Origin of the sequence: Streptomyces sp. NBC_00078 (genome assembly GCF_026343335.1) — a bacterium.
Classification (GTDB): domain Bacteria; phylum Actinomycetota; class Actinomycetes; order Streptomycetales; family Streptomycetaceae; genus Streptomyces.
In genome coordinates this window covers 8,787,797-8,813,562 of record NZ_JAPELX010000001.1, presented here as the reverse complement: position 1 = coordinate 8,813,562, position 25,766 = coordinate 8,787,797, and the positions used below count along the sequence as shown (strand labels likewise).

Here is a 25,766-nt window from a genome sequence, read left to right as displayed (position 1 = left end):
TTCCTTTCGCAGGTTGGTGGGGGGTCCGCGTCGGGTGCGGTATCAGCGGACGGCGAAGTCCTGGTTGGTGCCCGGCGCGTTCTTGCACTGCCACTGGTCAAGTTGCTGTCCCGCGTTGCTGGCGGCGCCGTAGACGTCCAGGCACAGACCGCTGTTGCGGTTTTGGAAGGCATACGTGCCGTCGGACTGGGGCACGGGCAGCCACAGGGCGTTGGCCGCCGTGCCGGGGGCCTGCTGGACGATGTCCGGGGTGCCGGCCGCCGTGGAGCTGCCGGCGACCGCCACGTCCTGGCCGGAGCTTTGGGCGCGCAGTTCGCCGTAGCCGCCCGAGGCCGGCATGAACCGGAACTGCTGGTTGCCCTGCCCGTTGCAGGTCCACTGGTCGATCACGGCGCCCGCGCCGGTGGAGTTGCCGTACACGTCCAGGCACAAGTCGTCGTGGGCGGCCACGAGTTGGTGGTAGCCGTCCGGGAAGCCTTCGCCGCCGGACGACGCCGGGGTCAGATAGACGGCGAACGCGTCGTGCGAGCCCTGGAACGTGAAGGGCACGGTGACAGAGCCGCCGGAGGCGCTCACGTTCTGGTCGTACACGGTCTGTGGCGCAGCCAGCGGCGCCTGGTCCGGGATGCGGCGCACGCTGACGTGCACACTGCCGGCGTTTGTCAGCCAGGGCACGGACGACAGCCCCTTGAAGGTCACCGACGCGGCGCCGGTGTAGCCGTTGGAGTCGCCGATCACGGCCACCGCGCGTTTGCCGACGGCGTCCTCGGCGGCGGCGATGGCCGTCGAGCCGACCTGGCCGGAGGTGTCGACGAGGGTTCCGGTCATGTCGGCGTAGTCCCGAAGCGCCCACCAGTTGCCGGTCGGCTGCCAGGTGCCCCCGCTCTGGGTGAGCACTCCCGTCAGGTTCGGGGTGACACAGCACACCCAGTTGCCGCGCATCGCGTTGGCGTACCCCGACTGCGCGAACCGCGCCAGGTACCAGGCCGTCACCCCGGCGCTCTGCCGGTCGGCCGGCTGGTACTCGTTCGAGGACAGCGGCAGCGGACCGATGCCCGCCGCGCTCAGTGCGTTGCGCAGGCTCTGCGCGACGGTGACCGGGTCGTCGACGTCGCCCTCGTTGTGGTTGGCGATCATGTCCGGCACCGTCCCCGCCGCCTTCACGTGCGCGAGCCAGGTCCGCCATTCGCCCGGGTTGCTCTGCGGTGTGAACGCGAGGGACGGCCCCACGATCTGCGTACCGGGGGCGATACGCCGGATCTCCCGGTAGGCGGTGTCCCACATCTGGAAGTACTGGGCGCTGTTGACACCCCGGGTCCAGAAGACGGAGATGTCAGGCTCGTTCCAGATGTCGTAGGAGAACGTCAGTCCCGAGGCCTGGAGCGCTCCCACCGTGGAGTCGATGAAGCTGATCCAGTTGGAGCAGTCGCCGTTGTCGCACGGGTACCTCGTGTTCGAGGGCTGGCCGCCGTTCGCACCGTAGATGTCGCTGACCAGTACCTGGTACTGCGCGTGGTAGGGCGGCCGGGTGAGCCGTTTCGCCTGCGAGATGATCGAGTCGAGGTCGGCCCGCGTGGCCGGGCCGTTCTGGTAGCCGTCCTTGATCCAGCCGCCGGAGAACCATCCGCCGCCGCGGAACGCGTTGATCCCCAGCGGCTGGAGGAACTGGTCGGCGGGCTGGCTGCCGTCTTGGTTGATGCCGTAGAGGAATCCCTCCCCCACGCCGGTCGACGGTCCCCGGGCCGACGCCAGGTCGACGCTCAGCGACGTGCCCGAGGCGGCCCGGCTCGGGGCCGTCGACAACAGCGCCAGCACGAGTGCCAGGACGACACCGCTCACCAGTGCCAGACCGCCGGGTCTCGCTCTCGTCCTCATCAGATCCTCCTGAGATCGGGTGCTGTGCCTCACCGGGTCAGCTCAGCGTCCATTTCTGGTTGGACTGGCCGTTGCAGGTCCACAGCTGTACGGGGGTTCCGTTGGCGGTGGCGGCACCCGAGACGTCCAGGCACAGCCCGGACAGGGTGCTGGTGACCGTGCCGTTGGTGTTGAGCGTCCACTGCTGGTTGCTCTGGCCGTTGCAGGTCCAGGTGATGACCTTGGTGCCGGGGCTGGTGCCCCGTTCGTTGGCGTCAAGGCACAGGCGGCTGCCACCCACGGAGACGGCCAGCTCGTGCGAGGCGCTCTGGGACCAGGTCTGGTTCGCCGCGCCGGAGCAGTCCCTGATCTGTGTCTGCGTGCCCGGAGTCGTCGAAGCGCCCGGCACCTCCAGGCACTTGCCCGCACCCACCGCGTGCAGCGCACCGGTCGTGCCGCCCCCGCCGCTTCCCGTTCCGTAGCCGGCGGCGGTGATGGCGCCCTGGACGGCGTTCTCGGTGGCGTCGGAGGGGTAGCCCGCCGTGATCGCGCCTTCGAAGAACTCGCCTTGTCCCGAGACGCTGTTGTCGCCGCCGGTGCCGAGGAGGACGGAGCTGTCGACCTTCATCGGGGAGTATCCGTTGGGCAGGGGGCCGGAGAAGGTGGTGGTCAGGCCTCCCCCGGCTCCGTTGCCGTACTTGAGTGTGAAGTTGCTGGTTCCGTTGTTCTTCAGCCACGCGCTGACGAACGGGTAGTGCACACCCTGGTTGTTCGGGTCCTTGTTGGAGCCGGTGTTGGTGTGGAACATGCCGTTCTCCAGGTCGGCCTCGACCCACGGGCCGCTGCCGGTGCAGCCGTTGAACCAGCAGGCGTTGCCCCAGTAGATGGCGTTCATGGTGGCGTTGCCGGTGTCGGTGTGGGAGTTCTCGCCGCTGCCGTAGTCGAAGCAGCACCACTGGTTGGTGTAGTTCGACGACGTCACCATGTAGATGCCTTCGGGCTGGGAGCCCGTGGCCACGCCGCTCGCGTGGTCGATGCGGTACCCGACACCCTGGGTGACCTTGACACCGAAGACCTGGTGGCCGGCCGCGGTCACCGGCAGGGCCATGGCGTCGGCTCCCACGTCCGATCCGCCTGGACCGGGCCCCTTCCAGTAGCCGCCCCAAGAGATCGGCATGTCGTTGTGCCGGGTGGTCTGGTCGTAGATCTTCGTGATCGTGCACGACGTGCCCGCGCAGAACGACACCTGGGACGCCGCGTCGGCGTACCCGCCCGCGGCGAGCACCCCGATGTCGCGGTAGCTGTGGTCGGAGGACCGCTGGATCTGGTACAGCGGCCCGTTGTACGCCGCGAAGAGCGCCCTGGTCGTGGCGTGCGCCGTCACGCACGGCGTTCCGCCCGCCGCGTAGAGGTCGCAGGGAAGCGACGCGTCCGCCGCGGGCGCGGGCGCCTGCGCGTGGCCGACGGCAGGTGTGCCGGTCCGCGCGGATGTGGCGAACGAGGGTGTCCCCAACGCGGCCAGGGCCATCGCCAGGGCGATCAGGAGGACCGCCGGGAAACGTCTGCGCCGGCGATCGGTTGCTGATCCGGGCATGGAAACCTCCTTCGTGGCGGTGCCGCCGTAAGGCGGCACCGAAGTTGCCGGTGGCCGGAGGGAGGGGTGAGTCATCCCAGCGTCCATCGCTGACTGCTGCTGCCGTTGCAGGTCCACAGCTCGGCGAGACTTCCGTCAGCGGTGGCCCCTCCGGTGACGTTCAGGCACAGGCCGGACTGGACGCCGGTGATGGTGCCGTTGGCGTTCAGCGTCCACTGCTGGTTGCTCTGGCCGTTGCAGTTCCAGATCTCCACCTTCGTCCCCGGCGTGGTCTGGTTGTTGTAGGCGTCCAGGCACATCTGGCGGCTGCCGGAGTAGACGGTGAGCGAGCCGGAGGCGGAATGCGTCCAGGTCTGGTTGGCCCCGCCGTTGCAGCTCCAGATCTCCGCCTGGGTACCGGCGGTCGTGGTGGAGTTCGGCACGTCCAGGCACTTGTCCGCGCCGACCGCGTGCAGTGCACCGGTCACGCCGGTGCCGCCTCCGCCGGTGCCGCCGGCGACCCGGTACATCACGGTGCCGTGGGCCGGCACCGAGGCGCTGATGGTGCCGGAGGTGGTCGAGGACGCGCCCGACCACAGGTCGGTGAGGGTGTAGGCGGACGCCCCTGTCTTGCCGATCGCGGCCGCGCTGGTGGTGATGGCCGCCGTGGAGTTCGTCTCGTTGAACAGGGCCACCGACACGTCCCCGTTGGCGAGCGGCTTGGCCAGCACGTCGAGGCCGCCCGAGGAGGACACCATGCTGCCCTGCTTGCCCAGGGGGTCCTGGTCGACCGCGATCACCCGGGAGTTGGTCAGGACGGACAGGGTGTCGGCACTGGCCGAGGGGATGTTGGTGCCCGCGATCAGCGGTGCGGCCATCTCCGCCCACAGACTGAACTCACTGCGGCTCTCGGTGGCCGTCATCGAGCCGTTGCCGACCTCCAGCATGTCCGGGTCGTTCCAGTGGCCGGGGCCGGCGTAGGAGGCCAGCCCGACGTTGCTGTGGAAGATCGACAGCATGCTGGAGAAGCTCGGGCTGATGTCGCCCGTGGTGCGCCAGCTGTTGCCCACGTCCGCGCCCCACGTCCACACGTTGTCCTGGCCCCAGTTGCACAGGCTGTACAGGATCGGCCGGCCGGTGGCCGCCAGGGCGTCCCGCATCGCGGTGTACCGGGTCCGTGCCGGCACGCCGGTGTTGTTGCAGTTGTCGTACTTCAGGTAGTCCACGCCCCACGACGCGAACGACTGCGCGTCCGTGCTCTCGTGGCCGAGGCTGCCCGGGTAGCCCGCGCAGGTCGCGGTGCCCGCGTCCTCGTAGATTCCCAGCTTCAGCCCCAGTGAGTGCACGTAGTCCGCGGTGCCCTTGATGCCGTCGGGGAACTTCGCGGGATCCGGCACCAGGTGGCCGCCCGAGTCGCGGTTGTGGGTCATCCAGCAGTCGTCGATGTTGACGTACGAGTAACCGGCCGCCTGCATGCCGTTGGTGTGCATCGCCTGGGCGGTGGACTTGATCAGCGACTCGGAGACGCTGCAGCCGTACGCGTTCCAGTCGTTGAAGCCCATCTGCGGGGTCGGCGCGAGCCCGTTGCCGAGTGCTGCGGCGGGTGGCGCCGTGCCGAGCGCCAGGAGGGGGGCCGCCGCGAGGAGCAGCACGGCCGAGAAGGCGAGCGCCAGGGTTCTGCGCAGGGACGGCAGCGGCGGCAGCGGCCGAAGACGCCAGGCACTCGCGGTGGTTGTGGGCATACCTCATCGACTCCTGAGACGAGTGGGGACAAGCTGAGAGGGCTCAGCGGTAGCCTGCGGCCGCGATGTCGGCCTGCACCGCGCTGTCGGTCGCGTCGGAGGGGTAGCCCGCGACGACGGCGCCCTCGTAGAAGGTGCCGGCGCTCAGGTTGGCGCCGCCGCCCGGCTTGCAGCAGTCGCCGCCGCTGCCCAGGACGATGGCCCCTTGTTTCTTCATGGGGCTGTATCCGCCGGGTAGGCCGCCGTCCCACAGGGTTTTCAGGCCACCCGACTGGGCGTTGCCGCCCTTGAGGGCGAACCTCGACGTGCCGTTGTTCTTGAGCATCGCGGTGACGAACTTGTTCGGGTACGCGCGCTGGGCCGGGTTCCAGGACTGGCTGCCGCCGGAGTACAGGCCCCATTCGAGATCGGCCTGCACCCAGGGACCGCTGCCGGAGCAGCCGCCGAACCAGCACTCGGTGCCGAAGTTGATCGCGTCCATCGCCCCGGCCGCGTCGGCCTTCCGCGTCGTCTCGCTGTTGCCGTAGTCGAAGCAGCAGCCGCCGTTGACATGGGTGCCGCTGGTCACCATGTACGCCCCTTCGGGTGCGGCACCGGTCGGCACGCCCGTCAGGTGGCCGTCCCGCCAGTAGCTGTTGCCGGGGTTGATGTACAGCGAGTAGGCCTTGGTGCCCCCGGCGGTGAGCGACTCGGAGGTCGCCTTCGCGGGACTGCTCTGAGTCGAGCCCGGGACCTGGGCCGAGCCCTGGTACCAGAGGTCGTTGCCGTGTCCGGACTGGTCGCGGACGACCGTGATCACACATGTGGTGCCCGCGCAGAACGAGTCCTGCGCCGCGGCGTCGGCGAAGCCGCCGGACGCCAGTACCCCGATGTCCCTGGTTGCGTTGTCGGAGGCGCGCCTGACCTGGTAGAGGGGGCCGTTGTACGAGCCGTAGAGCGCGCGCACCGTGCTGTGCGCGGCCACGCACGGCGTTGCGCCCGCGGCGTAGATGTCGCACGGGCGCGACCCGCTCGCCGGAGGCGCCGGCGCGGTCCACTTCTGGTTGCTTCCGCCGTTGCAGGTCCACACGATGACCGCGGTGCCGTCGGCCGTGCCCGCCCCGCTCACGTCCAGACAGAATCCGGAGGCGGCAGCGGTGACGCTCCCGTCGGAGTTCTGTCGCCACATCTGGGTCGCCCGTGCGTCGCACGGCCGGATGACCACCGCGGCCCCCGGAGCGGTACGGGTGTCGTAGGCGTCCACGCACCGGGTGCCGTTCATCGTCCTCAGCTCACCGGCCGCCGTGAACGCGAACGCCTGGTTGGCCTGGCCGTTGCAGTCCCAGATCTGCAGCCCCGTACCCGATGTGTCGACGTTGCCCTTGACGTCGAGGCACCGCCCCGACGCCGAACTCACCAGGGGTGCACCGGCCGTCGGCGCCGACCATGCCGGCGCGGCGGTCAGGAACATGGCCAGCAGTGCCATCACGCATAGGGCGGCCTGCGCCGGCAGGCGTGGTGCACGAGCCGCGGGGCCGCGGGGCGGAGCGCATAGAGGCTGCATCCTGTGTCCTCGGATATGCGGGGGAGGGGGACGGAGAGTGCCGTGCCTGTCCGAAAGGGTTCGAAGGGGTGCCGACCGCTCCCGTCAGCGCGCGCAGTGGAACGCTCACGAGGACACTCATACATCCCATGTCGCACAGTGATCCCACAGGCGTAACCCACTGTCAATAGACCTGTCTTCGCGATTTCGGATCCGATCCATCCCATGTTTTTCCTGGTCAGGACGTTCTGAGGGCATGCCGAACCCGCGTCCGGCGACGGCCGTCGTACCGGACGCGGGTGTTCGTCAGGGTGCAGGTCCGCGCGCTGGGCGCGGGTCACCTCACCTGAAGCTCCAGTGCTGGTTGGCGCCGCCGTTGACGTCCCAGATCTGGACCGGGGACCCGTTGCCGGTCTGCCCGCTGGGGACCTCCAGCGCCCGGCCGGATGCGACGTTGGTCAGGGTGTACGAGCCGTCGCCGTTCTGGCTCGCCCTCCAGTGCTGGTTGGCGCCGCCGTTGGAGTCCCAGATCTCCATCCGCGTTCCGTTCCCCGTCTGTCCGCCCGGCTCGTCCAGAACGCGTCCGCTGCCGACGTTGGTCAGCGTGTAGGAGCCGTCGCTGTTCTGGCTCGCCCGCCACTGCTGGTTCGCAGCAGTGCCGTTGGCGTCCCAGACCTGCAAGGAGGTGCCGTTCGCCGTCTGTCCACCCGGCACGTCCAGCACCCGGCCCGCGGCGACATCGGTGAGCGAGTACACCTGGCCCGAGACGATGCCGCCGCCCGGGTTCCCCGTGCCTCCGCCGAGCGCGGAGAGGGACGCGTCGTAGGCCGGCTTCTTGTTGCCGTTGTTGTCGAACAGCAGCGGGTTCTCCCCCGTCCGCCAGGAGTCGCTGTCCCTGATCCCCCACACGGTGATGCCGGTGCAGCGGGCGACGCTCATGCACGCCCTGACCGTGTTCCCGTACGCGGTCGACGACGCCTGGGCGATGTCGAGTTCGGTGATCTGGACGTCGACGCCGAGGGCGGCGAAGTTGGACAGGGTGGTCTGGAAACTGGCGGGCGGGCCTCCGGCGCCGAAGTGGCTCTGGAATCCGACGCAGTCGATGGGCACACCGCGCGCCTTGAAGTCCTTGACCATGTTGTAGACGCCCTGTGTCTTGGCGTCCGACCAGTTCTCGATGTTGTAGTCGTTGTAGCAGAGCTTGGCCGAGGAGTCGGTGGCCCGGGCGGTGCGGAACGCCTCCTCGATGAAGCCGTTGCCGAGCACGTTCTGGAAGACCGAGCTGCGGTGCTGGCCGCTGCCGCCGTCGGCGAACGCCTCGTTGACCACGTCCCAGGCGTAGATCTTGCCCTTGAAGTGGTTCATCTCCGTGGTGATGTGGTTGTTCATCACGCTGCGCAGGGTGTTCGCGTCACCGATGGAGCTGACCCAGCCGGGCAGCTGCGAGTGCCACACCAGGGTGTGGCCGCGCATCCGCTGCCCGTGCCCGGTGGCGTGACTGACGATCTGGTCGGCCGGGCCGAAGTTGAAGTTGCCGCGGGACGGCTCGGTGGTGTCCCACTTCATCTCGTTCTCCGGGGTGATCATGTTGAATTCCCGGTCGAGGATCGTGGAGTACGTCGAGTTGCCGAGTTTCCCGCCGGCCACGGCCGTACCGAAATAGCGGCCGCTGTCGGCGGCGGCCGCGCCGAGCGTGCCGGATGCCGCGTGTGCGGCGAGGCTCGCCGGCCCGGTCAGGGCCAGTGCCGTGCCGGCCAACAAGCCGGTGGCCGAGACCAGGGCTTTGCGGAGCAGGGGCTCCTTGTTGAGCCAGGACATGAAGGATCAGCCTCCTTGGGTGGGGACGTGAGGGGGGTGGGCACCGGCCACGAGACGGTGCCGCGGTGGATTGGGGTCACGAGCTCAGGAGACCGGCAGGGCGGTCCACTGCTGGTTGGTTGCTCCGTTGCAGTCCCACAGGACCAGTTGCGTGCCGTCGGTGGTGGATGCGCCGGGGTCGTCGAGGCAGCGGCCGGAGACCGGGTTGCGGTAGCCGCCGTTGTATGCCTGCCATTGCTGGTTGGTTCCGCCGTTGCAGTCCCAGACCTCGATCTTGGTGCCGCTGGCGGTACCGAAGCCGGTGGCGTCGAGGCACTTCCCGAGCGCCCGCAAGGTGCCGTCCGAGCGTGCGGACCACGACTGCGCGTCGGCGCCGTTGCAGGACCAGATCTGCGCGGCGGTCCCGTTGGCGCTCTTGCCGCCGTTGACGTCCAGGCACTTCCCCGCGACCCCGGAGCGCACCGGCCCGCCCACGGAGACCGGCGGCTTGATCCAGCCTGCCGCGTCGGCGGCCTGCACTCCCGCGTGGAAGGCGTCCGCCATCTTGCGGAAGCCGTTGTCGTTGGGGTGCAGGGCGTCGGAGAGGTCCGCGGCGGTCAGCGCGCTCATGTCCACGAGACGTACGTGTTTGCCGGCGGCCTGTGCGTCCTGGACGATGCCGGGGATCTTGGCGTTGAACGCGGGCCGGTGGGGCTCTTCGCTGCCGCTGGTGGAGACGATCACGGTGCCGACGAGGACGGTCGCGTCCGGGGCGTCGCGGGTGATCTGGTCGATGAGTGCGCGGAGCCGGTCGGGGGCGGTCGGGACCTGGTAGTTGCCGTTCAGGTCGTTGGTACCGATCTCCAGAGTGACCACGTTCGGGCGATAACGGGCCAGCACGGAGTCCGCGATCCCGGCTATCTGGTCGATCCGCCAGCCGGAGTGCCCTTCGTTGTCAGGGTCGGACATGGTGCCGTTGCGGCCCGAACCGACGAAGTCCAAAGCGTGCCCATCGGCGGCCAGTTGGTTCCCCACGAAGTCGCGGTAGCTGTTCCCGGACGGGCTGCCGACGCCCCAGGTGATCGAGTCGCCCAACGGCATCAGCCGCAGGGACGCGGGTGCGGCGGCGGCCCGCGTCGCGGAGGGCGGCGCCTCGGCGCTGGTGGCGGCCGCGGCGGGCCATGCGGCGCACATCCCGAGGGAGGCCGTCAGCGCCACGGCCAAGGGTGCCCAGTACTTCTTCATCAGCGTTCCTCACTGGGTGCGGGACAGCGGGTGGGGGCGAACGCACTGCCGGTCCGTGCGGGTGTTTCGGAGGCACGAGCCGGTCAGCGGGGCGTGAAGTCCTGGTTGGTGCCGGGTGCGTTCTTGCACTGCCACTGGTCCAGTTGCTGGCCCGGGTTGCTGCCGCCGCCGTAGGCGTCCAGGCACAGACCGCTGTTCTGGTTCCGGAAGGAGTACGAGCCGTCGGACTGCTGTACCGGCAGCCACAGACTGCTGGACGCTCCGCCGGCGGCCTGCTGCACGATGTTCGGCGTACCGGCGGCCGTGGAGCCGCCCGACACCGTCACGACCTGTCCGGAGTTCTGCGCGCGCAGTTGCCCGTAGCCGCCCGAGACCGGCACGAACTCGAACTGCTGGTTGCTCTGCCCGTTGCAGGTCCACTGGTCGATCGCGGCGCCCGCGCTGCCCGAGTTGCCGTAGACGTCCAGGCACAGGCTGTTGCTGCTGATCACCAGTTGGTGACGGCCGGTGGGGAAGCCGCCCCCGCCGCCCGACGACTGGAGGCCCGCCTGCTGGATGACCTGCTTGGCGCCCTGAGGCCAGTTGGTGCCGCTCACCTGGACGTTGCCGGTGAGGACGTTGTTGTGCGGAGGACCGGTGGCCACGTACGTGTTGCCGCCGTTGTACCAGTTGCCGGAGAACGTGCTGTCGTCGGTGTGGTTGTTCGCGTTGGCGTTGGTGAGCGCCCAGTTGCTCGCGTCCTGCACCACGTTGTTGGACACCTTCAGGTACCGGGAGCCCTCGTCGAGGTACAGCGCGGTGGTGTGGTTGTTGTCGTACATGTAGTTGTCGGAGATCACCGAGCCGGGGTTCGCGGACAGGCTGTAGATGCTGCCGCCGTCGAACATCGCGTTCTTGGTGTCGAAGACCAGGTTGTGGGTGACGGTGTTGTTCTTCAGGGTCGTGGGAGTGCTGTAGACGGGCTGGTAGTTGTACGTGCCCCGGTTGGCGTAGTCCTGGCTGCCGCCGGGGTCGTTCATCCCCCAGCCCCAGCCGATGTCGATCCCGTCGTAGGGCAGGTGGTCGCACTGGTTGTGGGTGATCGTCGCGTTCGTGACGTAGGTCGACAGGATTCCCGCGGTCTCCTTGTAGTCGGTGCCCACGCCGCTGACCTTGTTGTTGCTGATGGTGATGTTCTGGTTGGTCATCTGCGGGTTGCTGGGGTGGTGCGCGTCCGGCAGGATCCCGCCGACCTGGATGCCGCTGCCGGCGATGTCGGTGAAGGTGTTGCCGGTGATGGTGACACCGCTTGCTCCGAGTCCGGTGCCGGAGGCGGTGGCGACACCGTCGTTGCCCACGCCCAGTCCGGCCTGCCCGAGTTCGGAGAACGTGTTGCCGGAGAACGTGATGCCGGTGGCGGCGGAGACCTGTACGGCAGCGGGCATCTGCTCCCAGTGGTTGCGGGTGGCCTCGAACTGCGTGCAGCCCGACTTGCAGGTGCTCAGCCAGTTGGCGGGCATCGCGAAGGCACCGGTGATGTGTGCGCCGCTCTGCTGGTCCGCGTAACCGTCGGGTCCGCTCGGGCCGAGCCAGGAGGTGCCGGTGAACTGTATGCCGGTGAATCCCAGTCCGGCCGCGGGCGAGCCGTAGCTGCCGCTGATGCCCAGCAGGCTCTGCAGTCGCGGCAGTTCGACGTCGAGGCTGTTCGGGTTCTGGCCCGCCTGGGCCCGGTAGTACAGGTCGCCGGAGGACGAGTCGAGGTACCACTGCCCGGCCTGCTTCAGGAAGGCGTAGTTGTTCTCCAGGTACATGGTCCCGCCGGCGAACGGCGCGTTGATGGTGTCGTAGCCCCAGGAGTTGTTGTTCCATGCGGGCTGCTGCATCGTGATGGTCCTGCCGCTGATCGACTGGACCGGCGCATAGCGGTCGGTGAAGGAGTTGAGGCTCTCGACTTCCATGTGCTTCTGGTCCGAGAGGCCGGCCAGGTAGTCGAGGGAGGAGTCGTTGATGGTCAGGCCGGTCTGGGTGAAGGTGAGGCTGGAGCGGGGCACCTGGATCGCCGCCCGCGGTGCCTGCTTGCCGTCGACGTACAGCTGACGCGTGTTCACACCAGTGCCGACGTGGACCGACCAGATATTGCTGGTTTGATCATGCACCTGCCAACCCGATATCTGCTGGGCGCCGCTCACGACCGGGTGCTGCCCGGACACGGCCTGGTAGGTGATGGTGTGGCCGTTCTGACCGCCGTCGCCGGAGCCGAAGGTCAGCGGTTTGGACTGCCGGTAGGTGCCGCCGGCCAGGTGGACCACGACGTCAGAATCGGCCGAGAGCCGGTGCGCGGGCTGCTGCGCCTGGTCGATCGTCGCGAACGGCTGGTCGGCGGTGCCGGTCCCGCCAGGAGCCGCACCCGGCGTCACGTACAGGTCGGCGGCCGACGCCTGGCGCCCGGCCGGTACGGCGAAGGCGGACCCTGCCAGGGGCAGACTTCCGCCGAGCAGGGCGAGCAGAGCTACGGGGGCGGCCCACAGGCCACGGAGCGCTCTGGCTCTGGACATGGTCATCCTCCGGTGGTGTCACGTGGGGTTCTGTGGTGAGCAGGGCGCGCAGCGGGGCCGTCCAGGTCAGCTGAGGCTCCATCGCTGGTTGGATCCGCCGTTGCACGGCCACAGTTCCGCCAGGGCGCCGTTGGCCGTGGCGGCTCCCGTGACGTCGAGGCAGAGCCCGGACTGAGTCCCCGTGACGGTGCCGTCGGAGTTCACCTGCCACTGCTGGTTGGCGCCGCCGTTGCACGGCCAGGTCACCACCTTGGTGCCGGCGGACGTCTGGTTGTCGTAGGCGTCGAGGCACATCTGGCTGCCGCCGCTGTAGACGGTCAGCTGGCCCGAGGACGTACGGGTCCAGGTCTGGTTGGCTCCGCCGCTGCAGGCCCAGATCTGCAGCTGCGTGCCGGCCGTGGTGGACGAGTTCGGCACGTCCAGGCACTTGCCCGCGCCCACCGCGTGCAGAGCCCCGGTGCCCGTCCCGCCGGTGGAGTTGCTGTACCCGGCCGCGGTGATGTTGGCCTGGACGGCGTTCTCGGTGGCGTCCGACGGATAGCCGGAGGTCATCACCCCTTCGTAGAAGGTGCCCTGGGCGCCCTTGCTGTTGTCGCCACCGGTGCCCAGGATGATGGCGCCCTGCTTGCGCATCGGGTTGTATCCCGCGACGTTGGGGCGCGGACCGTCGTAGAAGGTCGACAGGCCACCGGACTGCGCGTTGCCGCCACGGATCGCCCAGTGGTTGGCACCGCCCTTGATGACGGCGGTCGTGTACCGGTGGTTGATGGTCGGATCGTTGGCGTTGTAGTGCTGGTTCACTCCGGAGAACAGACCGTTCTCCAGGTCGGCCATGATCCACGGGCCGTTGCCCGAACCGTAGCCCCAGACCTTGATGTTGCCGAAGTAGATGGCCTCCATGGTGCCGTTGCCGTCGTCGTTGCTGTCCGTCTCGGCGTTGCCGTAGTCGAAGCAGCAGCCGCCGTTGTAGTGCGTGCCGTCGAGGATCGCGTACATGCCCTCGGGGTTGTCCCCGGTGGCGACGCCATTGGTGTGGTTGTTGCGGTAGCCGGTGCCGGGCGCCACGAAGACGCCGTAGGCCTTGTGACCTCCCACCGTGGTGGGCGCGGCGGTCGCGTTGGCGAGGTTGTCGGGGCCGCCCGCGGCACCGCCGCCGGGTGCCTGGGTGAGGTTGTTGCCGCGGCCCGACTGGTCGTAGATGATCGTGATCAGGCAGGTCGTGCCCGAGCAGAACGAGTCCTGGGCGGCGGCGTCGGCGTACCCGCCCGCCTCCAGGACACCGACGTTCCGGGTCGTGTTGTCCGAGGCGCGCCGAACCTGGTAGAGCGGTCCGTTGTACGAGGCATACAGCGCCCGCGTCGTGCTGTGCGCCGCCACGCAGGGGGTGTTGCCGGCCGCGTAGATGTCGCACGGACCGGACGTGGCGGCCCGGGCCGTACCGGCTGTGGCCGTCGCACCGGCCAGGGCTCCGCCGACGAGCGCGGCCGCGGCCGCCGCCCGGGCGAGCGTCTTCCAACGAGAGCGTGCTGAGCGGGTCGGCGAAGGCACGTCGGCCGACCTGTCACATGCCACCGCGAACAACCGCGCGACGCCGCCGCGCCCGGACAGCGGACGGCGTCTTGTACGTGTGGTTCCCATCTGGTCTCCCTACCGTGCCGGCGCAACCCTGTCGGGTTGTGGTGGCGCTGTTGCATACCGAAGCGCTTGAACGTGCCGTTGTGCAGTGGGATGCAGAGAGGTTCTGCGGGAGCCGGTGCTCCCGGTGCCTCGGGGCTGCCAAGAGTGCACAGGCCTCTGCTGCGCACCTTGTTGCGGAATCGATTCGACTGCTGATTCCCGTGTTACGCAAGCCGTCAGCACCGTCGAAAAGTTGCGGTCCGAAACAGGCGCACCGCGCCGCCACCGCTTGCCGCGCGGAAACCGACGGAAGGCCAGCAGCGACCGGCGGCAGGATCCGGACCATCCGTGTGACCCACCATCATGCCGCTGAACAGGAGCGCAGCCGATCGGATCGGACCCGGGAGGGCCGACATCGAGGGCACTGGCCGACCGGGCCGGACCCCCACCAGATGTCGGTGACACATTCAGCTCCCGGAACGCCATCGAACCCACACGCGGCCGGTCGCGCCGTCCTGTCGAAGCGCTTACGTCGAACCGATTCGCTCCATTCCTGCCGGTATTTCGGAAGACCGGAACGTATACCGGTTCGGGCAACTCGGCGCCGTTGCACCGGGCTTATGAGACTCCGGCAGACCGCGTCCTGTACCCGCCGCCCGCGCCCCGCTCGTCACGCCGATTCACGAACGACCAGCTCCGTATGCAGGATGACGTGGCGCCAGGCCACGTACGGCTCCTCGATCTCCTCCAGCAGCAGCCTGATCATGGCTCGTCCTATCTCCTCCAACGGCTGGCGCACTGTGGTCAGGCGCGGCTCGGTGCGCTGGGCCAGCGGAAAGTCGTCGAAGCCGATCACGGCGACGTCCTGGGGAACGCGCCGTCCCGCGGCCCGCAGCGCCTGCAGCGCCCCGGCCGCCGTGGTGTCCGACGCGGCGAGGACGCCGTCGATCTCCGGGTGCCGTTCCAGGAGCTCCGTCATGGCACGGCGACCGCTGTCCTGCGAGAAATCGCCTTCGGCAACCAGGGAGTGCGGACTCTTCAGACCGGTCAGCTCCAGGGCGTTGCGGTAACCCTGAAGCCTTGCCTGCGCGACGTACATGTCCAGCGGTCCCGTAATGGTGGCGATCGCTCGACGGCCCTGTTTCAGCAGGTAGGAGACGGCACTGCGGGCGCCGCCCAGGTTGTCCGCGTCCACGTGGCTGACGTACTCGTCGGCCGAGCGACGCCCCAGCAGCACGGTCGGCAACCGCGCCTCGGCGAGCATGTCCGGCAGCCGATCGCCCGCGTGCACGGACATCAGCAGGGCGCCGTCGACCCGGCCGCCGCGCGCGTACTCCAAAAAGCGCTGTCGCTCGGACTTCGAGCGGACCAGAGTCAGCATCAGTTGCATGCCGGTGTCGGCCAGCCCGTCGCCGATCGAACTCACGATTTCCGAGAAGAACGGCTCCGCGAACTGCCTCCAGTCCGGTTCCGTCAGGACGAGGGCCACGGCGTCGGCCCGCTGCCCGGCCAGGGACCGGGCGGCGAGATTGGGCACGTAACCCAGTTCCTCGATGGCTCGCTGTACGGCCCGGCGTGTCGAATCGGCCACGCCGGCCGCGTTGTTGACGACGCGGGAGACCGTGCCTCGCCCCACCCCGGCGTGGGCGGCCACCTCTTCCAGCGTGGGCGCCCCAGGGCGTCGCCTGCCCATGACCACCTCCCCCACGAGATCACCGATCTTACGGCGGAAGGCACCGCGGCGCAGCAACATCGGTGGCTGACAACTCGGCCCCGGATAGGCAGAGTTGGCCATGCGCGTGGCCCGTGTGGGCGCCGAGCTTGCGTTGGGAGGGCGTTGCGATGGGCGGGTCAGGCAGGGTGGGCCGGCCGATTTCACGCGGCGGTACAGGCCGTGCCGTTCAGGCTGAAGCCCGCCGGTTTGGCGAAGGTGCCGCCGTAGGTGCCCTGGAACCCGAAGGACACCTGCCCGCCGGGGGCGATGTCCCCGTTGTACTGCTGACCGCCGGCGGTCACCGCCCCCGATGACGGGGAGAGGTTGGCGTTCCACACACTCGTTGTCTTCTGGCCTGACGGCAGTGTGAACGCGAGACTCCAGCCGTTGACGGGAGAGGAACCGGTATTGGTCACGGTGACCTCGGCGGTGAAGCCTCCCTGCCACACGTTCGTTCCGTAGGCCACCTTGCACGCCGACGAGCCACCCGGACCGCCGGGGGTGCCTCCGCCGAGGTTCACGGTCGAGGAGAACGACGTCACCGCCAGTCCCGCCCCGTTCTGCCAGGGCTCGAACCCTGCCTGAATGCTCGTCAGGTACCAGTTGTCCTGCGCGAGTCCCCGGGAGACGGCCTGGCGGAGGAAGTCCATCACGTCGAAGTTCCAGCTGTTGATGGCAGACGGTGCGACGAAGGTCAGCACGTCGTTGGTGCCGTTGTTGCCGCTCCACACCTGCCATGAACGGCCGGCCACGGAGGTGGTGCCGGTCTGCGAGCCGACCGGCTGCACGCCCCCCACGCGGTTGAACCAGATCATGATCTCGGTGCGGTTCACACCGTCGGTGCGGGGTGTCGGGTCCAGCCATATGTCGTACGCGGCGTCGTAGACCGCGCCGCTGACATAGTTGTAGGAGATGCTCGTGGGCGCGTTCGAGATCGAACTCAGCCGGGCCGGGAGGTTCGTACCGGGTGAGCAGTTGGTGTAGTGACAGCCGTAGAAGACGGACGGGTAGGACTTCGGGCCGCCGTTCGTCGGAACCGCGCCGTCGGCCTGGGCGACCCTGAAGCCGGAGGCCGTGGCGGTGACGCACTGGGTGGCGTCGGTGCCCCAGCGGTTGTTCTGGACGACGTAACGGCCCTGGATCGTGGTCGAGCCGAACTGCTCGCAGATGGTCGAGTCGGCGTGTGACGGCGGAGCGGCGGTGAGCAGCGCCGTGAGGGTGAGCAGTGCCGTGAGCAGGGCTCCGAGCACGGCCTGTGCTCTGCTCCTGGGGTTGGGGAGTGGGAGTTGCATGCGGATCCTCCGCGGGGGTGTGAGGGGAAGCGGCGGAGCGTCCTCGGTTCGGGAGCGCTCCCCTGGGGGTTCGCCGGGACGGGTGGGTCGATCTTGTTCCTGGCGACAACGCCGGGCAGCCCTCTGGGGACTGAGGGCCGCCCGGCTGGTGACCCCGTCAGGCTGCGACGGAGTGCGGCACGCGGAACTTCAAGGGGTGGCTGGGGCGCTCGCGTACGAGTTCACCGCGGCCGGGTTCACGACCAGGGCGTTGTGCGCACGGGCCCAGAAGCGGTGCGGGGCGAGGGGCGGTGCGGCGCGGCCTCTGTGAGCGACGTCTGGTGCGTGGCCGTGCTCTTGCGTCCGGGATCCATGGTTCTGGTTCCTCCTTGCGGAGTGCGGCTCGAGGGGGTCAAGACTTGAACCAGTGGGAGCGCTCCCAATAGTGGGGACAGGTGTGCGCTCGGTCAAGACGTCAAGAAGTTGAATCGCTGGATCTGGACGAGTCGAGAAAAGTTGGGCAACACCCCTGTGCTTCCAGTCGTGTTGGCGCTACCGTCCGTTGCACCAGTGGGAGCGATTCCATCAGCCGACGCGTACGTCACCGCCTGCCGAGCGGCAGGGAGCCGCTGATGCGACACCCCCGCATTCAGTACTTTTAGCCGCCACCGGAAAGGCCGCGCCTCCCGGTCGTGGCCGCACACCCCTCAGCAGTGCTGGATGCTGACCCGGTGAACATGGGGCTCCTGGCCGGGGATATTGTCCCGTACAGAACAATCTGGGGGGTGTCTCATGTCGTACGGCTCAATGATGTTGCTCAGCCTGGGCCTTGTCGCCCTCGTCTCGCTGTGCGTGGGCTCACTGGGCATCTATGCCTTCACCGGCAACCGTGTGCCCGGCCGACTGCTGCGCCGCATCGTGCGCAACCCCCGACTGTGGGGGCTCGGCCTCCTGGTCCAGGTCGCAAGCCTGCTCACCTACTCCGGGGACCTCCTCGTCCTGGGCGTGGTCTGCACCGTCTGCGGCCACGTCGTGAAGCCGGCCGGGCACAAGCGAAGGGCGGCCGTACGGCAGTGATGCCGTACGGCCGCCCTGCCGGGAAGCTCCCGGGGCGGACGGTGTCAGCCCTTGCCCTGGAGGCGCCAGATCTGGTTCTTCTTGGTGCTCAGTGCGCTGGCGGGGTCACAGGTCCACTGGTGGATCTTGGCTCCGGCCGTCTTCGAGACATCGCTGACGTCGACGCACTTGCCGCTGTGGACGGCGACGAGTTGGTAGTCCTGGCTGTTGCTGAGGGCAGTGACGGGGTTGAGGGTGAACTGCTGGTTGGTGGCGCCGCTGCAGGTGTACTGGATGACGGCGGCGTCGTCGGCGGTGGAGCCCCCGGAGACGTCGAGGCACTTGCCGCTGAGTTCGTTGACCACCGTGTATGTGTTGGTCTTGCCGCTGACCGGCTTGAGGTCGAGCATCTGCTGGTAGCCGCCCTCGCAGTAGTACTGCTGGTACTGGGTGCCGTTGGCGGTGCTCAGGTTGGTGTCGTCCAGGCACTGACCGCTGTTCTCGCTGACGGCGACCGTGGAGACGGTGGTGTTGGACGGCGGCAGGAGGGTGACGGTGTAGCCGTCCTTGGCGTTGGTGTAGGGGATCGTCACCGAGGCGGCGTTGTTGCTGACGGTCAGGGTGGTGTCGGAGATGGTGGTGGGCCCGGTGACGGCGCCGTTGACGCCGGGCACGCGCTGGACGACGGCGCGGACCTTGCCGCTCTCCACGACCGAGGTGGTGTTCAGGCCGGTGAGGTTGACGGTGACGTTGCCGGTGTTGCCGTTGCTGCCGAGCAGCACCTTGGCGTTCTTCGCGGTGTTGTCCTTGGTGGCCAGGCCGTCGACGCCGGAGCCGGGGACGAGGTTGACGACGTTGCCGGTCTGGGAGCCGTAGTAGCGGTACATGAACCACTCGCCCAGCGGCAGGTACTGGCCGACGCTGTTCTTGGTGAGGAGGTTGGCCTCGTCGTCGTGCAGGTTGGTGCCGGAGGCCCAGTTGCCGCGCAGACCGTCGGCGCCGGCGCGTTCCAGGCGGCTGATGTACCAGGCGCCGCCGCCGGGGTTCTGCTGGGCGAGCGTGGCGTACTCGTTGATCTGGTAGGGGCGGGTGTTGGTGAGGCCGTAGGAGGAGAGCAGGCCGTCCATGGCGCCGGCGTCGGCGACGGGGTCACCGGCCTCGGCGTGCCAGCTCCAGATGTCGGGGACGACGTTGTTGGTCTTGACGTAGGGCAGGAACGCCTGCCACCAGGTGTTGTTCTCGGGGTGCTGGGAGTAGCTGGGGCCGACGATGAGCTGGCCGGGGAAGTTGGCGCGGACGGCGGCGTAGAAGCGGGACCACATCTGGAGGTACTGGGTCTCCGGCCGGGGCCAGAACCCCTGGCCGTTGGGCTCGTTCCAGAGGTCCCACTGGACCGTCATGTGGTTGGCCTTGACGTCGGAGAAGAGCTGGTTGACGAAGGCGTCGAACTTGGTCCAGTCGCCGTTGTCGCCGGGGAAGGCCTGGCTGGTGGTGCTGTCGGCGCCCCACAGGTCGTGCGGGAGGAGGATGAAGGTGCCGCCGAGGGCGGCGGTGCGCTTGTACTGGGCGAGCGTGGCGTTCCAGCGGGTCTGGTAGGCGGCGAGGCTGGTGCCGTAGCCGCCGTTGTTGAGCTGGGCACCGCCGGCCCGCTCGGAGTTCCACTTGATGTCCTTGTAGAAGTGGTCCTGCGGCAGCGAGCCGTCGGGGCTCATCCCGTACAGGGTGCCGGAGGCGCGGTAGGTGGGGGCGCCTCCGGCGTTGGCGAAGTCGACGGTGACGCTGGTGTCCGCGGCCTGGGAGGAGGCAGCCGGTATCAGGGTCGTGGCGAGCGCGGCCAGGAGGACGACTGCGGACGCTGTCGCCCGGCGTCCGGTGCGGGCGGCGGGTCTGGGACGTGTCCAGGGGGATTTCATGGTGCGGCTCCTGCATTTTCGGGGGGAGTCCGGGGCGGGAAGGGTCCCAGGGCTGCGGGGAGGCGGCCGGTCAGCGGCTCTCTCGGTGGGCGTGTGCTTCGGCCAGGAGGAGGGAGCTGCTGGCGGTCCAGGTGTAGGCGCGGTCGCGCAGGCGGCCCGTTCCGGTGACGAGGGCGGAGGCGGGGGCGCATCCGGGATCGGGCCGTCACGGGCTGTGGGACGGCGAACGGTTCATCGGTCGCCCGAACCAGGACGGCCTCCCGGCATCGAGTCGGAATCCGTCCGGCGCGTCAGTCCGGCTGGCCCGGGCGTGTGCTCCCTGCCGTGCTGGGAGCCCACGCCGCCGAGTCAGCCCATGCCCTGGAGGCGCCAGATCTGGTTCCTCTTGTTGTTCAGCGCGCTCGCCGGGTCACAGGTCCACTGGTGGATCAGCGCGCCTGCCGTGGTCGAGACGTTGCTGACATCCACGCACTTGCCGCTGTGGACGGCGACCAGCTGGTAGTCCTTGCTGTTGCCCAGCGCGGTGACCGGATCGAGGGTGAACTGCTGGTTGGTGGCGCCGCTGCAGGTGTACTGGATGACGCCGGCCCCGTCGGCGGTGGACGCCCCCGAGACGTCGAGGCACTTGCCGCTGAGCTCGTTGACCACGGTGTAGGTATTGGTCTTTCCGCTGACCGGCTTGAGGTCGAGCATCTGCTGGTAGCCGCCCTCGCAGTTCCACTGCTGGTACTGGGTGCCGTTGGCGGTGCTCAGGTTGGTGTCGTCCAGGCACTGGCCGCTGTTCTCGCTGACCGCGACCGTGGAGACCGTCGTGTTGGACGGCGGGAGCAGGGTGACGGTGTAGCCGTCCTTGGCGTTGCTCCAGGGCAGGCTGACCGAGGCCGCGTTGTTGCTGACCGTCAGGGTGGTGTCGGAGATCGTCTCCGGGCCTGCCACCGCGGCGCCGTTGTTGTAGGGGACGCGCTGGACGACCGCGCGGACCTTGCCGCTCTCCACCACCGAGGTGCTGGCCAGGCCGGTGAGGTTGACGGTGACGTTGCCGGTGTTGCCGTTGCTGCCGAGCAGGATCTTGGCGTTCTTCGCGGTGTTGTCCTTGGTGGCGAGGCCGTCGGTGCCGGAGCCGGGGACGAGGTTGACGATGTTGCCGGTCTGGGAGCCGTAGTAGCGGTACATGAACCACTCGCCCAGCGGCAGGTACTGGCCGGCGCTGTTCTTGGTGAGCAGGTTCGCCTCGTCGTCGTGCAGGGCGGTGCCGGAGGCCCAGTTGCCCCGCAGGCCGTCGGCGCCGGCCCGCTCCAGGCGGCCGATGAACCAGGCTCCGCCGCCGGGGTTCTGCTGGGAGAGCGCAGCGTACTCGTTGATCTGGTAGGGGCGGGTGTTGGTCAGCCCCGCGGCGGCGAGGGTGGAGTTGGCGCTCGCGACACCCGGGACGGGGTCGGCGGGTTCGTCGTGCCAGCTGTAGATGTCGGGGGCGACGTTGTTGGCCTTGACGTAGTTGAGATACGTGGTCCACCAGCTGTTGGAGGAGGTGGGCTGGCCGGCGATGCTGGGGCCCACGATGAGCTGGTCCGGGAACGCCGCCCGGACCCGGGCGTAGAACCGCGACCACATCTGCAGGTACTGCGCCTGCGAGGCGCCCCAGAAGCCGCTGCCGTCGGGCTCGTTCCACAGGTCCCACTGGACCGTCATGTTGTTGGCTTTGACGTCGCCTATGAGCTGGGTGACGAAGTTGTCGAACTGCGTCCAGTTTCCGTTGTCACCGGGCCAGCCCACGTGGGTGGTGCTGTCGGCGCCCCACAGGTCGTGCGGCAGGATCACGAAGGTCCCGCCGAGGGCGGCGGTGCGCCTGTACTGCGCCAGGGTCGAGTTCCAGCGGGTCTGGTACTCGGCGAGGCTGGTGGCATAGCCGCCGCTGTTGAGCTGGGCGCCGCCGGCCCGCATGAAGTGCCACTTGATGTCCTTGAAGAAGTGGTCCTGCGGGAGTGAGCCGTTCGGCGTCATCCCGTAGATCATTCCGGAGGCGCGGTAGGTGGGGGCGCCTCCGGCGTTGGCGAAGTCGACGGTGACGCTGGTGTCCGCGGCCCGGGAGGGGGCGGCGGGTATCAGGGTCGCGGCCAGGGAGGTCACGAGGACGGCGGCGGACCAGATGGCTCGGCGTCCGGTGCGGTTCGCTGGTCGGGGCAGAGTGGCGGGTGAGTACATGGTGCGGCTCCTGAAGGGGGACGGAGGAGGAACCGGGGCTCGTTACGGTCCCGGGGCTGGTGGGAGGCGGCCCTCAGCTGCTCTCTCGGTGGGCGTGCGCTTCGGCCAGCAGGAGGTAGCTGCTGGCGGTCCAGGTGTAGGCGCGGTCGCGCAGACCCGTTCCGGTCAGGGCGTCGAAGTTCTCGGCGAAGCCGTGGGTCTCGCACAGAGCGCGGAAGCGGGCGCTGATGTCGTCCGCGAGCCGCTGGTGACCGGCGCGGCGCAGGCCGTCCTCCACGAGGACGGTGGCGGGTGCCCAGATCGGGCCGCGCCAGTAACCGTCTGCGAGGTAGTGCGGTGACGTGGTCAGTTCGGTGGCGAGGCCGTACGGGGTCAGGTGGGCCTTGATGTGGTCGGCCAGTGCGCTGCTGACCTCGCCGGGCAGGTGTTCGCCCAGGACGATGGCCATCAGGTCGAGGAGGCTGGAACTGCTCCAGGTGTCCCCGGTGGCGGCCGACCGGGCGACGAACCTGTCGCCGGTCCAGAGCTGGTCGAGCAGCGCCGTCTGGGTCTCCTCGGCTGTCGCCGTCCACCTGTGTGCCTCGTCCGGCTTGCCCAACTCATCAGCCAGGGCGGCGAGTTCGTGCAGCTGGAGGACGAGGAAGGCGGCGAGGTCGGCGGTGACGACCACGCGCTCGGGGTCGAAGGTGGTGGCGTTGTCCCAGCCGCTGTCGTTGCCGTGCTGGTAGTGGGGCAGCTCGGCGGCGGGGGCTCTTCGTACGGTGAGCCAGAACTCGGTCCAGCGCTCCAACCGGACGTAGGTCTCAGCCAGTTGGGCCCGGCTGGGAGGGGTCGGCAGACGGTGGCGCAGGTGGCCGAAGGTCCAGCCGTGAATGGGGGGTTTGACGAAGTTGTGCAGGACCTCGGAGTGGGTGACCGAGTCGGGCAGGGCGCCGCTGTCGTCCTGGTGGTCGAAGGGCAGGTGGTACTGGTCCAGGGCGAGTTGGGGGCAACCGGGAGCCAGGGCAAGGGCGTTGAAGCAGTGGTCCCAGCTCCAGACCTTGTCCATCCAGTGCTTGGACATCAGCACGGCGGGCCGGGTGACCAGGCCCGCCGGCCGTACGGTCGCCGACCACACCACGTAGGCGGCGAGTTCGGCGGCCGGCGTGGCGGACGAGCGCCAAGGGGCCACCGCATCGACGAAGTCCGCGAACGCACCCCGAACGGACTCCACGACGTCGTCGAACGTCGCCGTGGGCACGTACGGCGGGCGGGAGGTTTCGAGTTCCTCGATCGCTATCTCCCAGGCTCCGTCCGACTGGGCGGTCACGGTGAGACCGCGGTCGCTGCTGCCCAGGGCCTGGGCTCCGGCCGTGCCGGTGATCGTGCCGGACAGCACGGTGACGCGGTAACGGCGGCCGGTCTCGTACGACGTGAACACGTAGGCGTCCGCCGCCGGATCGTGGAAGAAGTACGTTCCGCTGAACGGGGTCAGGGTGTGCGCGGCGGCGGACACGCCGACATCCAGGCCGCTCCCCCGCAGGCGTACGGTGTCGGGCGACTCGTAGGCGAGGTCCGTGCGCCCGCTCTCACCGATCCAGCTGAGCAGGCCGGGGGTCGCGTCCACACGGGTGACGGCCCGGTCTCCGGTGGCCGGGTCCACGGGGATCAGGCGCAGGACGGCGTGCATGCCGTTCTGGTGCGAGACGAGGTGGAGGTCCTCGGCGTACGTCTTTTCCGCGACCACGGGCGAGATGTCGAACCAGGATCCGTAGGTGCTGAACGGTATGTCGTGGACGGAGAAGGCCGGGCCGGACGAGGCGGCGGTCATGGGGCGTGACTCGTTTCTGGAGCAGGAGGCAGCGGTCGGCTGACGCACGGACGCTTCGGCTGCCGGGCGGAGTGGGGGACTCAGTCCTTGACGGCGCCGGCGGTCACGCCGGCGGCGACGTAGCGCTGGGCGAGGACCAGGATCACCGTGGCGGGCAGTGAGGCCACGACGGCGGTGGCCATGATGGCGTTCCACTGCTGGTTGTTGTTGCCGATGTAGTGGTAGATGCCGAGGGTGATCGGCTCGTGTGCGCCGCCGTTGGCGAGGGTGCTGGCGAAGATGAAGTCGGACCAGGACCACAGGAACGCGAACAGTGACACCGTGACGATCGAGTTTCGGCTCATCGGCAGGATGATCGACCAGAAGGTGCGCAGGGCCCTTGCGCCGTCCATCTGCGCTGCCTGGATCAGCTCGCCGGGGATGCCGGACATGAACGCGGTGAAGATCAGGACCGCGAACGGGACGGCGAGGGTGGAGTCGGCGACGATCAGGCCGGGGACGGACTGCAGCAGGCCCAGGCTGAGGTAGATGGCGTAGAAGCCCATCGCCATGATGATGCCGGGGACCATCTGGGCGACCAGGAGGAGGAAGCTGAGCACGCCGCCGCCGCGTGGGCGCAGTTTCGCCAGCGCGTAGCCGGCGGGCGCGGCCAGCGCCACGGTCAGCACGACGGTGCCCAGGCCGATGACGAGGCTGGTGCCGAGGTAGGGCAACTGCTGGTCGAGGACGGCGCGGTAGCCCTCCAGAGTGCCGTGGGCGGGGAACAGGCTGGGCGGGCTCTTGCGCATGTCCTGGTCGCGGGTGAAGGACACGTTGAGCATCCAGTAGACCGGGAAGAGCATGACCGCGGTGAGCAGGACGCCGACGGTCGTCTTGACCCAGCTGCGGTTGCGGCGCTGCGGGGTGCTGATGGCGTTTGTGGTCATGACAGCGCCTGCTTTCGCTGGACCTTCAGGTAGATCAGGCCGAAGACCAGGGCGGCGACGACGAGCAGGTTGCCGACGGCCGCGCCGGGGCCGAAGGCGGGCAGCAGGTTGCCGAAGCCGAGTTGGTAGGACCAGGTGGCGAAGGTGGTGGAGGAGTCGGCCGGGCCGCCCTTGGTCATGATCCAGATGATGTCGAAGACCTTGAGCGTGTAGACCAGGCCCAGCAGGAGGGTGATCGCGGACACCGGGCGCAGCAGCGGGAAGGTGATGCTCCAGAAGCGTCGCCAGGCGCCCGCGCCGTCCAGGGCGGCGGCCTCGTACAGGCTGGTGGGGATGGACTGCAGGCCGCTGTAGAGGACGACCAGGTTGAAGGGGACACCGATCCAGATGTTGGCGATGATCACCGAGGTCAGGGACCAGGAGGGTGAGGTCAGCCAGTTCACCGGGCCGATACCGATGGCGTGCAGGGTGGCGTTGACGATGCCGGAGTCGCTGTTGAGCATCCACGACCAGGTGGACGCCGACACGATCAGCGGCAGCAGCCACGGTACGAGGAACAGGGCGCGCAGCGTGGCCGACAGCCGGAAGTGCTGGTTGAAGAAGACCGCGAGCGCGAGCCCGATGGCGTACTGGAAGACCAGACAGGCGGCGGTGAAGACCGCGGTGTGCAGCAGGGCCGGGGCGAACGTCGGGTTGTCGAAGACGGTGCGGTAGTTGGCCAGGCCCGTGAACGGGGCGTCGCCCTGGACGAACGAGCGGACGGTGTAGTTGCGCAGGCTCAAATCGAGGTTGCGGTAGAGCGGATACGCGTAGAAGAGCGCCAGGTAGAGGGTGACCGGGGCGAGGAATCCCCAGGCGGCCCACTGCTGGGAGGCGGGACGGCGGCGTTTCCTGCGGCGGTCCCGGGGCGGGGCGGCGATGGCCGCCCCGTTCCGGACGCCCGTGGACCGGTGGTCCGTCGGAAGTGTCGTGTGCTTCATCGGGCTCTCG

15 protein-coding genes and 1 pseudogene are annotated in these 25,766 nt (G+C 68.8%); 1 reads left to right on the top strand and 15 read right to left on the bottom strand.

Annotated elements, in window-relative coordinates; genetic code table 11:
* Nucleotides 1-42: 42 nt before the first annotated feature.
* The 10 genes and pseudogenes from OOK07_RS40985 to OOK07_RS40940 all read right to left on the bottom strand — a co-directional run bounded on the left by OOK07_RS40985 (nucleotide 43) and on the right by OOK07_RS40940 (nucleotide 16,890).
* On the bottom strand, nucleotides 43-1,875 hold the full coding sequence (locus OOK07_RS40985) for an RICIN domain-containing protein (protein ID WP_266801660.1): 1,833 nt from the start codon (nucleotides 1,873-1,875) through the stop codon (nucleotides 43-45).
* Between the two features lie 37 nt (nucleotides 1,876-1,912).
* Nucleotides 1,913-3,448 (bottom strand): arabinofuranosidase catalytic domain-containing protein, encoded by a 1,536-nt coding sequence (locus OOK07_RS40980; protein ID WP_266801659.1) that lies wholly within the window; start codon nucleotides 3,446-3,448, stop codon nucleotides 1,913-1,915.
* A 71-nt stretch (nucleotides 3,449-3,519) separates the two neighbouring features.
* Nucleotides 3,520-5,169, bottom strand: a complete 1,650-nt coding sequence (locus OOK07_RS40975) for a glycoside hydrolase family 27 protein (RefSeq protein ID WP_266801658.1) — start codon at nucleotides 5,167-5,169, stop codon at nucleotides 3,520-3,522.
* A gap of 43 nt (nucleotides 5,170-5,212) precedes the next feature.
* Complete coding sequence (locus OOK07_RS40970; protein WP_266801657.1) at nucleotides 5,213-6,634, bottom strand: arabinofuranosidase catalytic domain-containing protein; 1,422 nt, start codon at nucleotides 6,632-6,634, stop codon at nucleotides 5,213-5,215.
* 402 nt (nucleotides 6,635-7,036) lie between these two features.
* Nucleotides 7,037-8,509: pseudogene (locus OOK07_RS40965) on the bottom strand (endo-1,4-beta-xylanase); the annotation flags it as partial.
* An 84-nt stretch (nucleotides 8,510-8,593) separates the two neighbouring features.
* On the bottom strand, nucleotides 8,594-9,733 hold the full coding sequence (locus OOK07_RS40960) for a ricin-type beta-trefoil lectin domain protein (RefSeq protein ID WP_266801656.1): 1,140 nt from the start codon (nucleotides 9,731-9,733) through the stop codon (nucleotides 8,594-8,596).
* An 83-nt stretch (nucleotides 9,734-9,816) separates the two neighbouring features.
* The gene (locus OOK07_RS40955; protein WP_266801655.1) at nucleotides 9,817-12,267 is read right to left on the bottom strand and encodes an RICIN domain-containing protein; all 2,451 of its coding nucleotides are present in this window, start codon (nucleotides 12,265-12,267) and stop codon (nucleotides 9,817-9,819) included.
* 66 nt (nucleotides 12,268-12,333) lie between these two features.
* Nucleotides 12,334-13,905, bottom strand: a complete 1,572-nt coding sequence (locus tag OOK07_RS40950; RefSeq protein WP_266801654.1) for an arabinofuranosidase catalytic domain-containing protein — start codon at nucleotides 13,903-13,905, stop codon at nucleotides 12,334-12,336.
* A 649-nt stretch (nucleotides 13,906-14,554) separates the two neighbouring features.
* Nucleotides 14,555-15,577 carry a LacI family DNA-binding transcriptional regulator gene (locus tag OOK07_RS40945; protein WP_266801653.1) on the bottom strand — a complete coding sequence of 341 codons (1,023 nt, stop codon included), beginning with the start codon at nucleotides 15,575-15,577 and terminating at the stop codon, nucleotides 14,555-14,557.
* A 182-nt stretch (nucleotides 15,578-15,759) separates the two neighbouring features.
* Nucleotides 15,760-16,890: a glycoside hydrolase family 12 protein gene (locus OOK07_RS40940; protein ID WP_266801652.1), complete on the bottom strand. Its 1,131-nt coding sequence runs from the start codon at nucleotides 16,888-16,890 to the stop codon at nucleotides 15,760-15,762.
* A gap of 771 nt (nucleotides 16,891-17,661) precedes the next feature.
* Between OOK07_RS40940 and OOK07_RS40935 the strand changes: the two genes are divergently transcribed.
* Nucleotides 17,662-17,946 carry a hypothetical protein gene (locus OOK07_RS40935; RefSeq protein ID WP_266801651.1) on the top strand — a complete coding sequence of 95 codons (285 nt, stop codon included), beginning with the start codon at nucleotides 17,662-17,664 and terminating at the stop codon, nucleotides 17,944-17,946.
* Nucleotides 17,947-17,990: 44 nt separating this feature from the next.
* Here the strand turns inward: OOK07_RS40935 and OOK07_RS40930 are convergent, their stop codons facing one another.
* The 5 genes from OOK07_RS40930 to OOK07_RS40910 form a co-directional block, all read right to left on the bottom strand.
* Nucleotides 17,991-19,838, bottom strand: coding sequence for an RICIN domain-containing protein (locus OOK07_RS40930; protein ID WP_266801650.1), 1,848 nt, complete (start codon nucleotides 19,836-19,838; stop codon nucleotides 17,991-17,993).
* Between the two features lie 348 nt (nucleotides 19,839-20,186).
* Nucleotides 20,187-22,040, bottom strand: a complete 1,854-nt coding sequence (locus tag OOK07_RS40925) for an RICIN domain-containing protein (RefSeq protein WP_266801649.1) — start codon at nucleotides 22,038-22,040, stop codon at nucleotides 20,187-20,189.
* A gap of 73 nt (nucleotides 22,041-22,113) precedes the next feature.
* Nucleotides 22,114-23,850 (bottom strand): glucosylglycerate hydrolase family protein, encoded by a 1,737-nt coding sequence (locus OOK07_RS40920; RefSeq protein ID WP_266801648.1) that lies wholly within the window; start codon nucleotides 23,848-23,850, stop codon nucleotides 22,114-22,116.
* An 80-nt stretch (nucleotides 23,851-23,930) separates the two neighbouring features.
* Nucleotides 23,931-24,776: a carbohydrate ABC transporter permease gene (locus tag OOK07_RS40915; RefSeq protein WP_266801647.1), complete on the bottom strand. Its 846-nt coding sequence runs from the start codon at nucleotides 24,774-24,776 to the stop codon at nucleotides 23,931-23,933.
* Nucleotides 24,773-25,756 carry a carbohydrate ABC transporter permease gene (locus tag OOK07_RS40910; RefSeq protein WP_266801646.1) on the bottom strand — a complete coding sequence of 328 codons (984 nt, stop codon included), beginning with the start codon at nucleotides 25,754-25,756 and terminating at the stop codon, nucleotides 24,773-24,775. The genes OOK07_RS40915 and OOK07_RS40910 overlap by 4 nt, the downstream gene beginning before the upstream one ends.
* Nucleotides 25,757-25,766 lie beyond the last annotated feature (10 nt).

Coding starts and splice junctions, on each gene's coding strand:
- OOK07_RS40945 (WP_266801653.1), bottom strand. CDS start 15,577: ATGGGCAGGCGACGCCCTGGGGCGCCCACGCTGGAAGAGGTGGCCGCC.
- OOK07_RS40960 (WP_266801656.1), bottom strand. CDS start 9,733: ATGAAGAAGTACTGGGCACCCTTGGCCGTGGCGCTGACGGCCTCCCTC.
- OOK07_RS40935 (WP_266801651.1), top strand. CDS start 17,662: ATGTCGTACGGCTCAATGATGTTGCTCAGCCTGGGCCTTGTCGCCCTC.
- OOK07_RS40930 (WP_266801650.1), bottom strand. CDS start 19,838: ATGAAATCCCCCTGGACACGTCCCAGACCCGCCGCCCGCACCGGACGC.
- OOK07_RS40910 (WP_266801646.1), bottom strand. CDS start 25,756: ATGAAGCACACGACACTTCCGACGGACCACCGGTCCACGGGCGTCCGG.
- OOK07_RS40925 (WP_266801649.1), bottom strand. CDS start 22,040: ATGTACTCACCCGCCACTCTGCCCCGACCAGCGAACCGCACCGGACGC.
- OOK07_RS40970 (WP_266801657.1), bottom strand. CDS start 6,634: ATGGCACTGCTGGCCATGTTCCTGACCGCCGCGCCGGCATGGTCGGCG.
- OOK07_RS40950 (WP_266801654.1), bottom strand. CDS start 13,905: ATGGGAACCACACGTACAAGACGCCGTCCGCTGTCCGGGCGCGGCGGC.
- OOK07_RS40975 (WP_266801658.1), bottom strand. CDS start 5,169: ATGCCCACAACCACCGCGAGTGCCTGGCGTCTTCGGCCGCTGCCGCCG.
- OOK07_RS40985 (WP_266801660.1), bottom strand. CDS start 1,875: ATGAGGACGAGAGCGAGACCCGGCGGTCTGGCACTGGTGAGCGGTGTC.
- OOK07_RS40980 (WP_266801659.1), bottom strand. CDS start 3,448: ATGCCCGGATCAGCAACCGATCGCCGGCGCAGACGTTTCCCGGCGGTC.
- OOK07_RS40940 (WP_266801652.1), bottom strand. CDS start 16,890: ATGCAACTCCCACTCCCCAACCCCAGGAGCAGAGCACAGGCCGTGCTC.
- OOK07_RS40920 (WP_266801648.1), bottom strand. CDS start 23,850: ATGACCGCCGCCTCGTCCGGCCCGGCCTTCTCCGTCCACGACATACCG.
- OOK07_RS40915 (WP_266801647.1), bottom strand. CDS start 24,776: ATGACCACAAACGCCATCAGCACCCCGCAGCGCCGCAACCGCAGCTGG.
- OOK07_RS40955 (WP_266801655.1), bottom strand. CDS start 12,267: ATGTCCAGAGCCAGAGCGCTCCGTGGCCTGTGGGCCGCCCCCGTAGCT.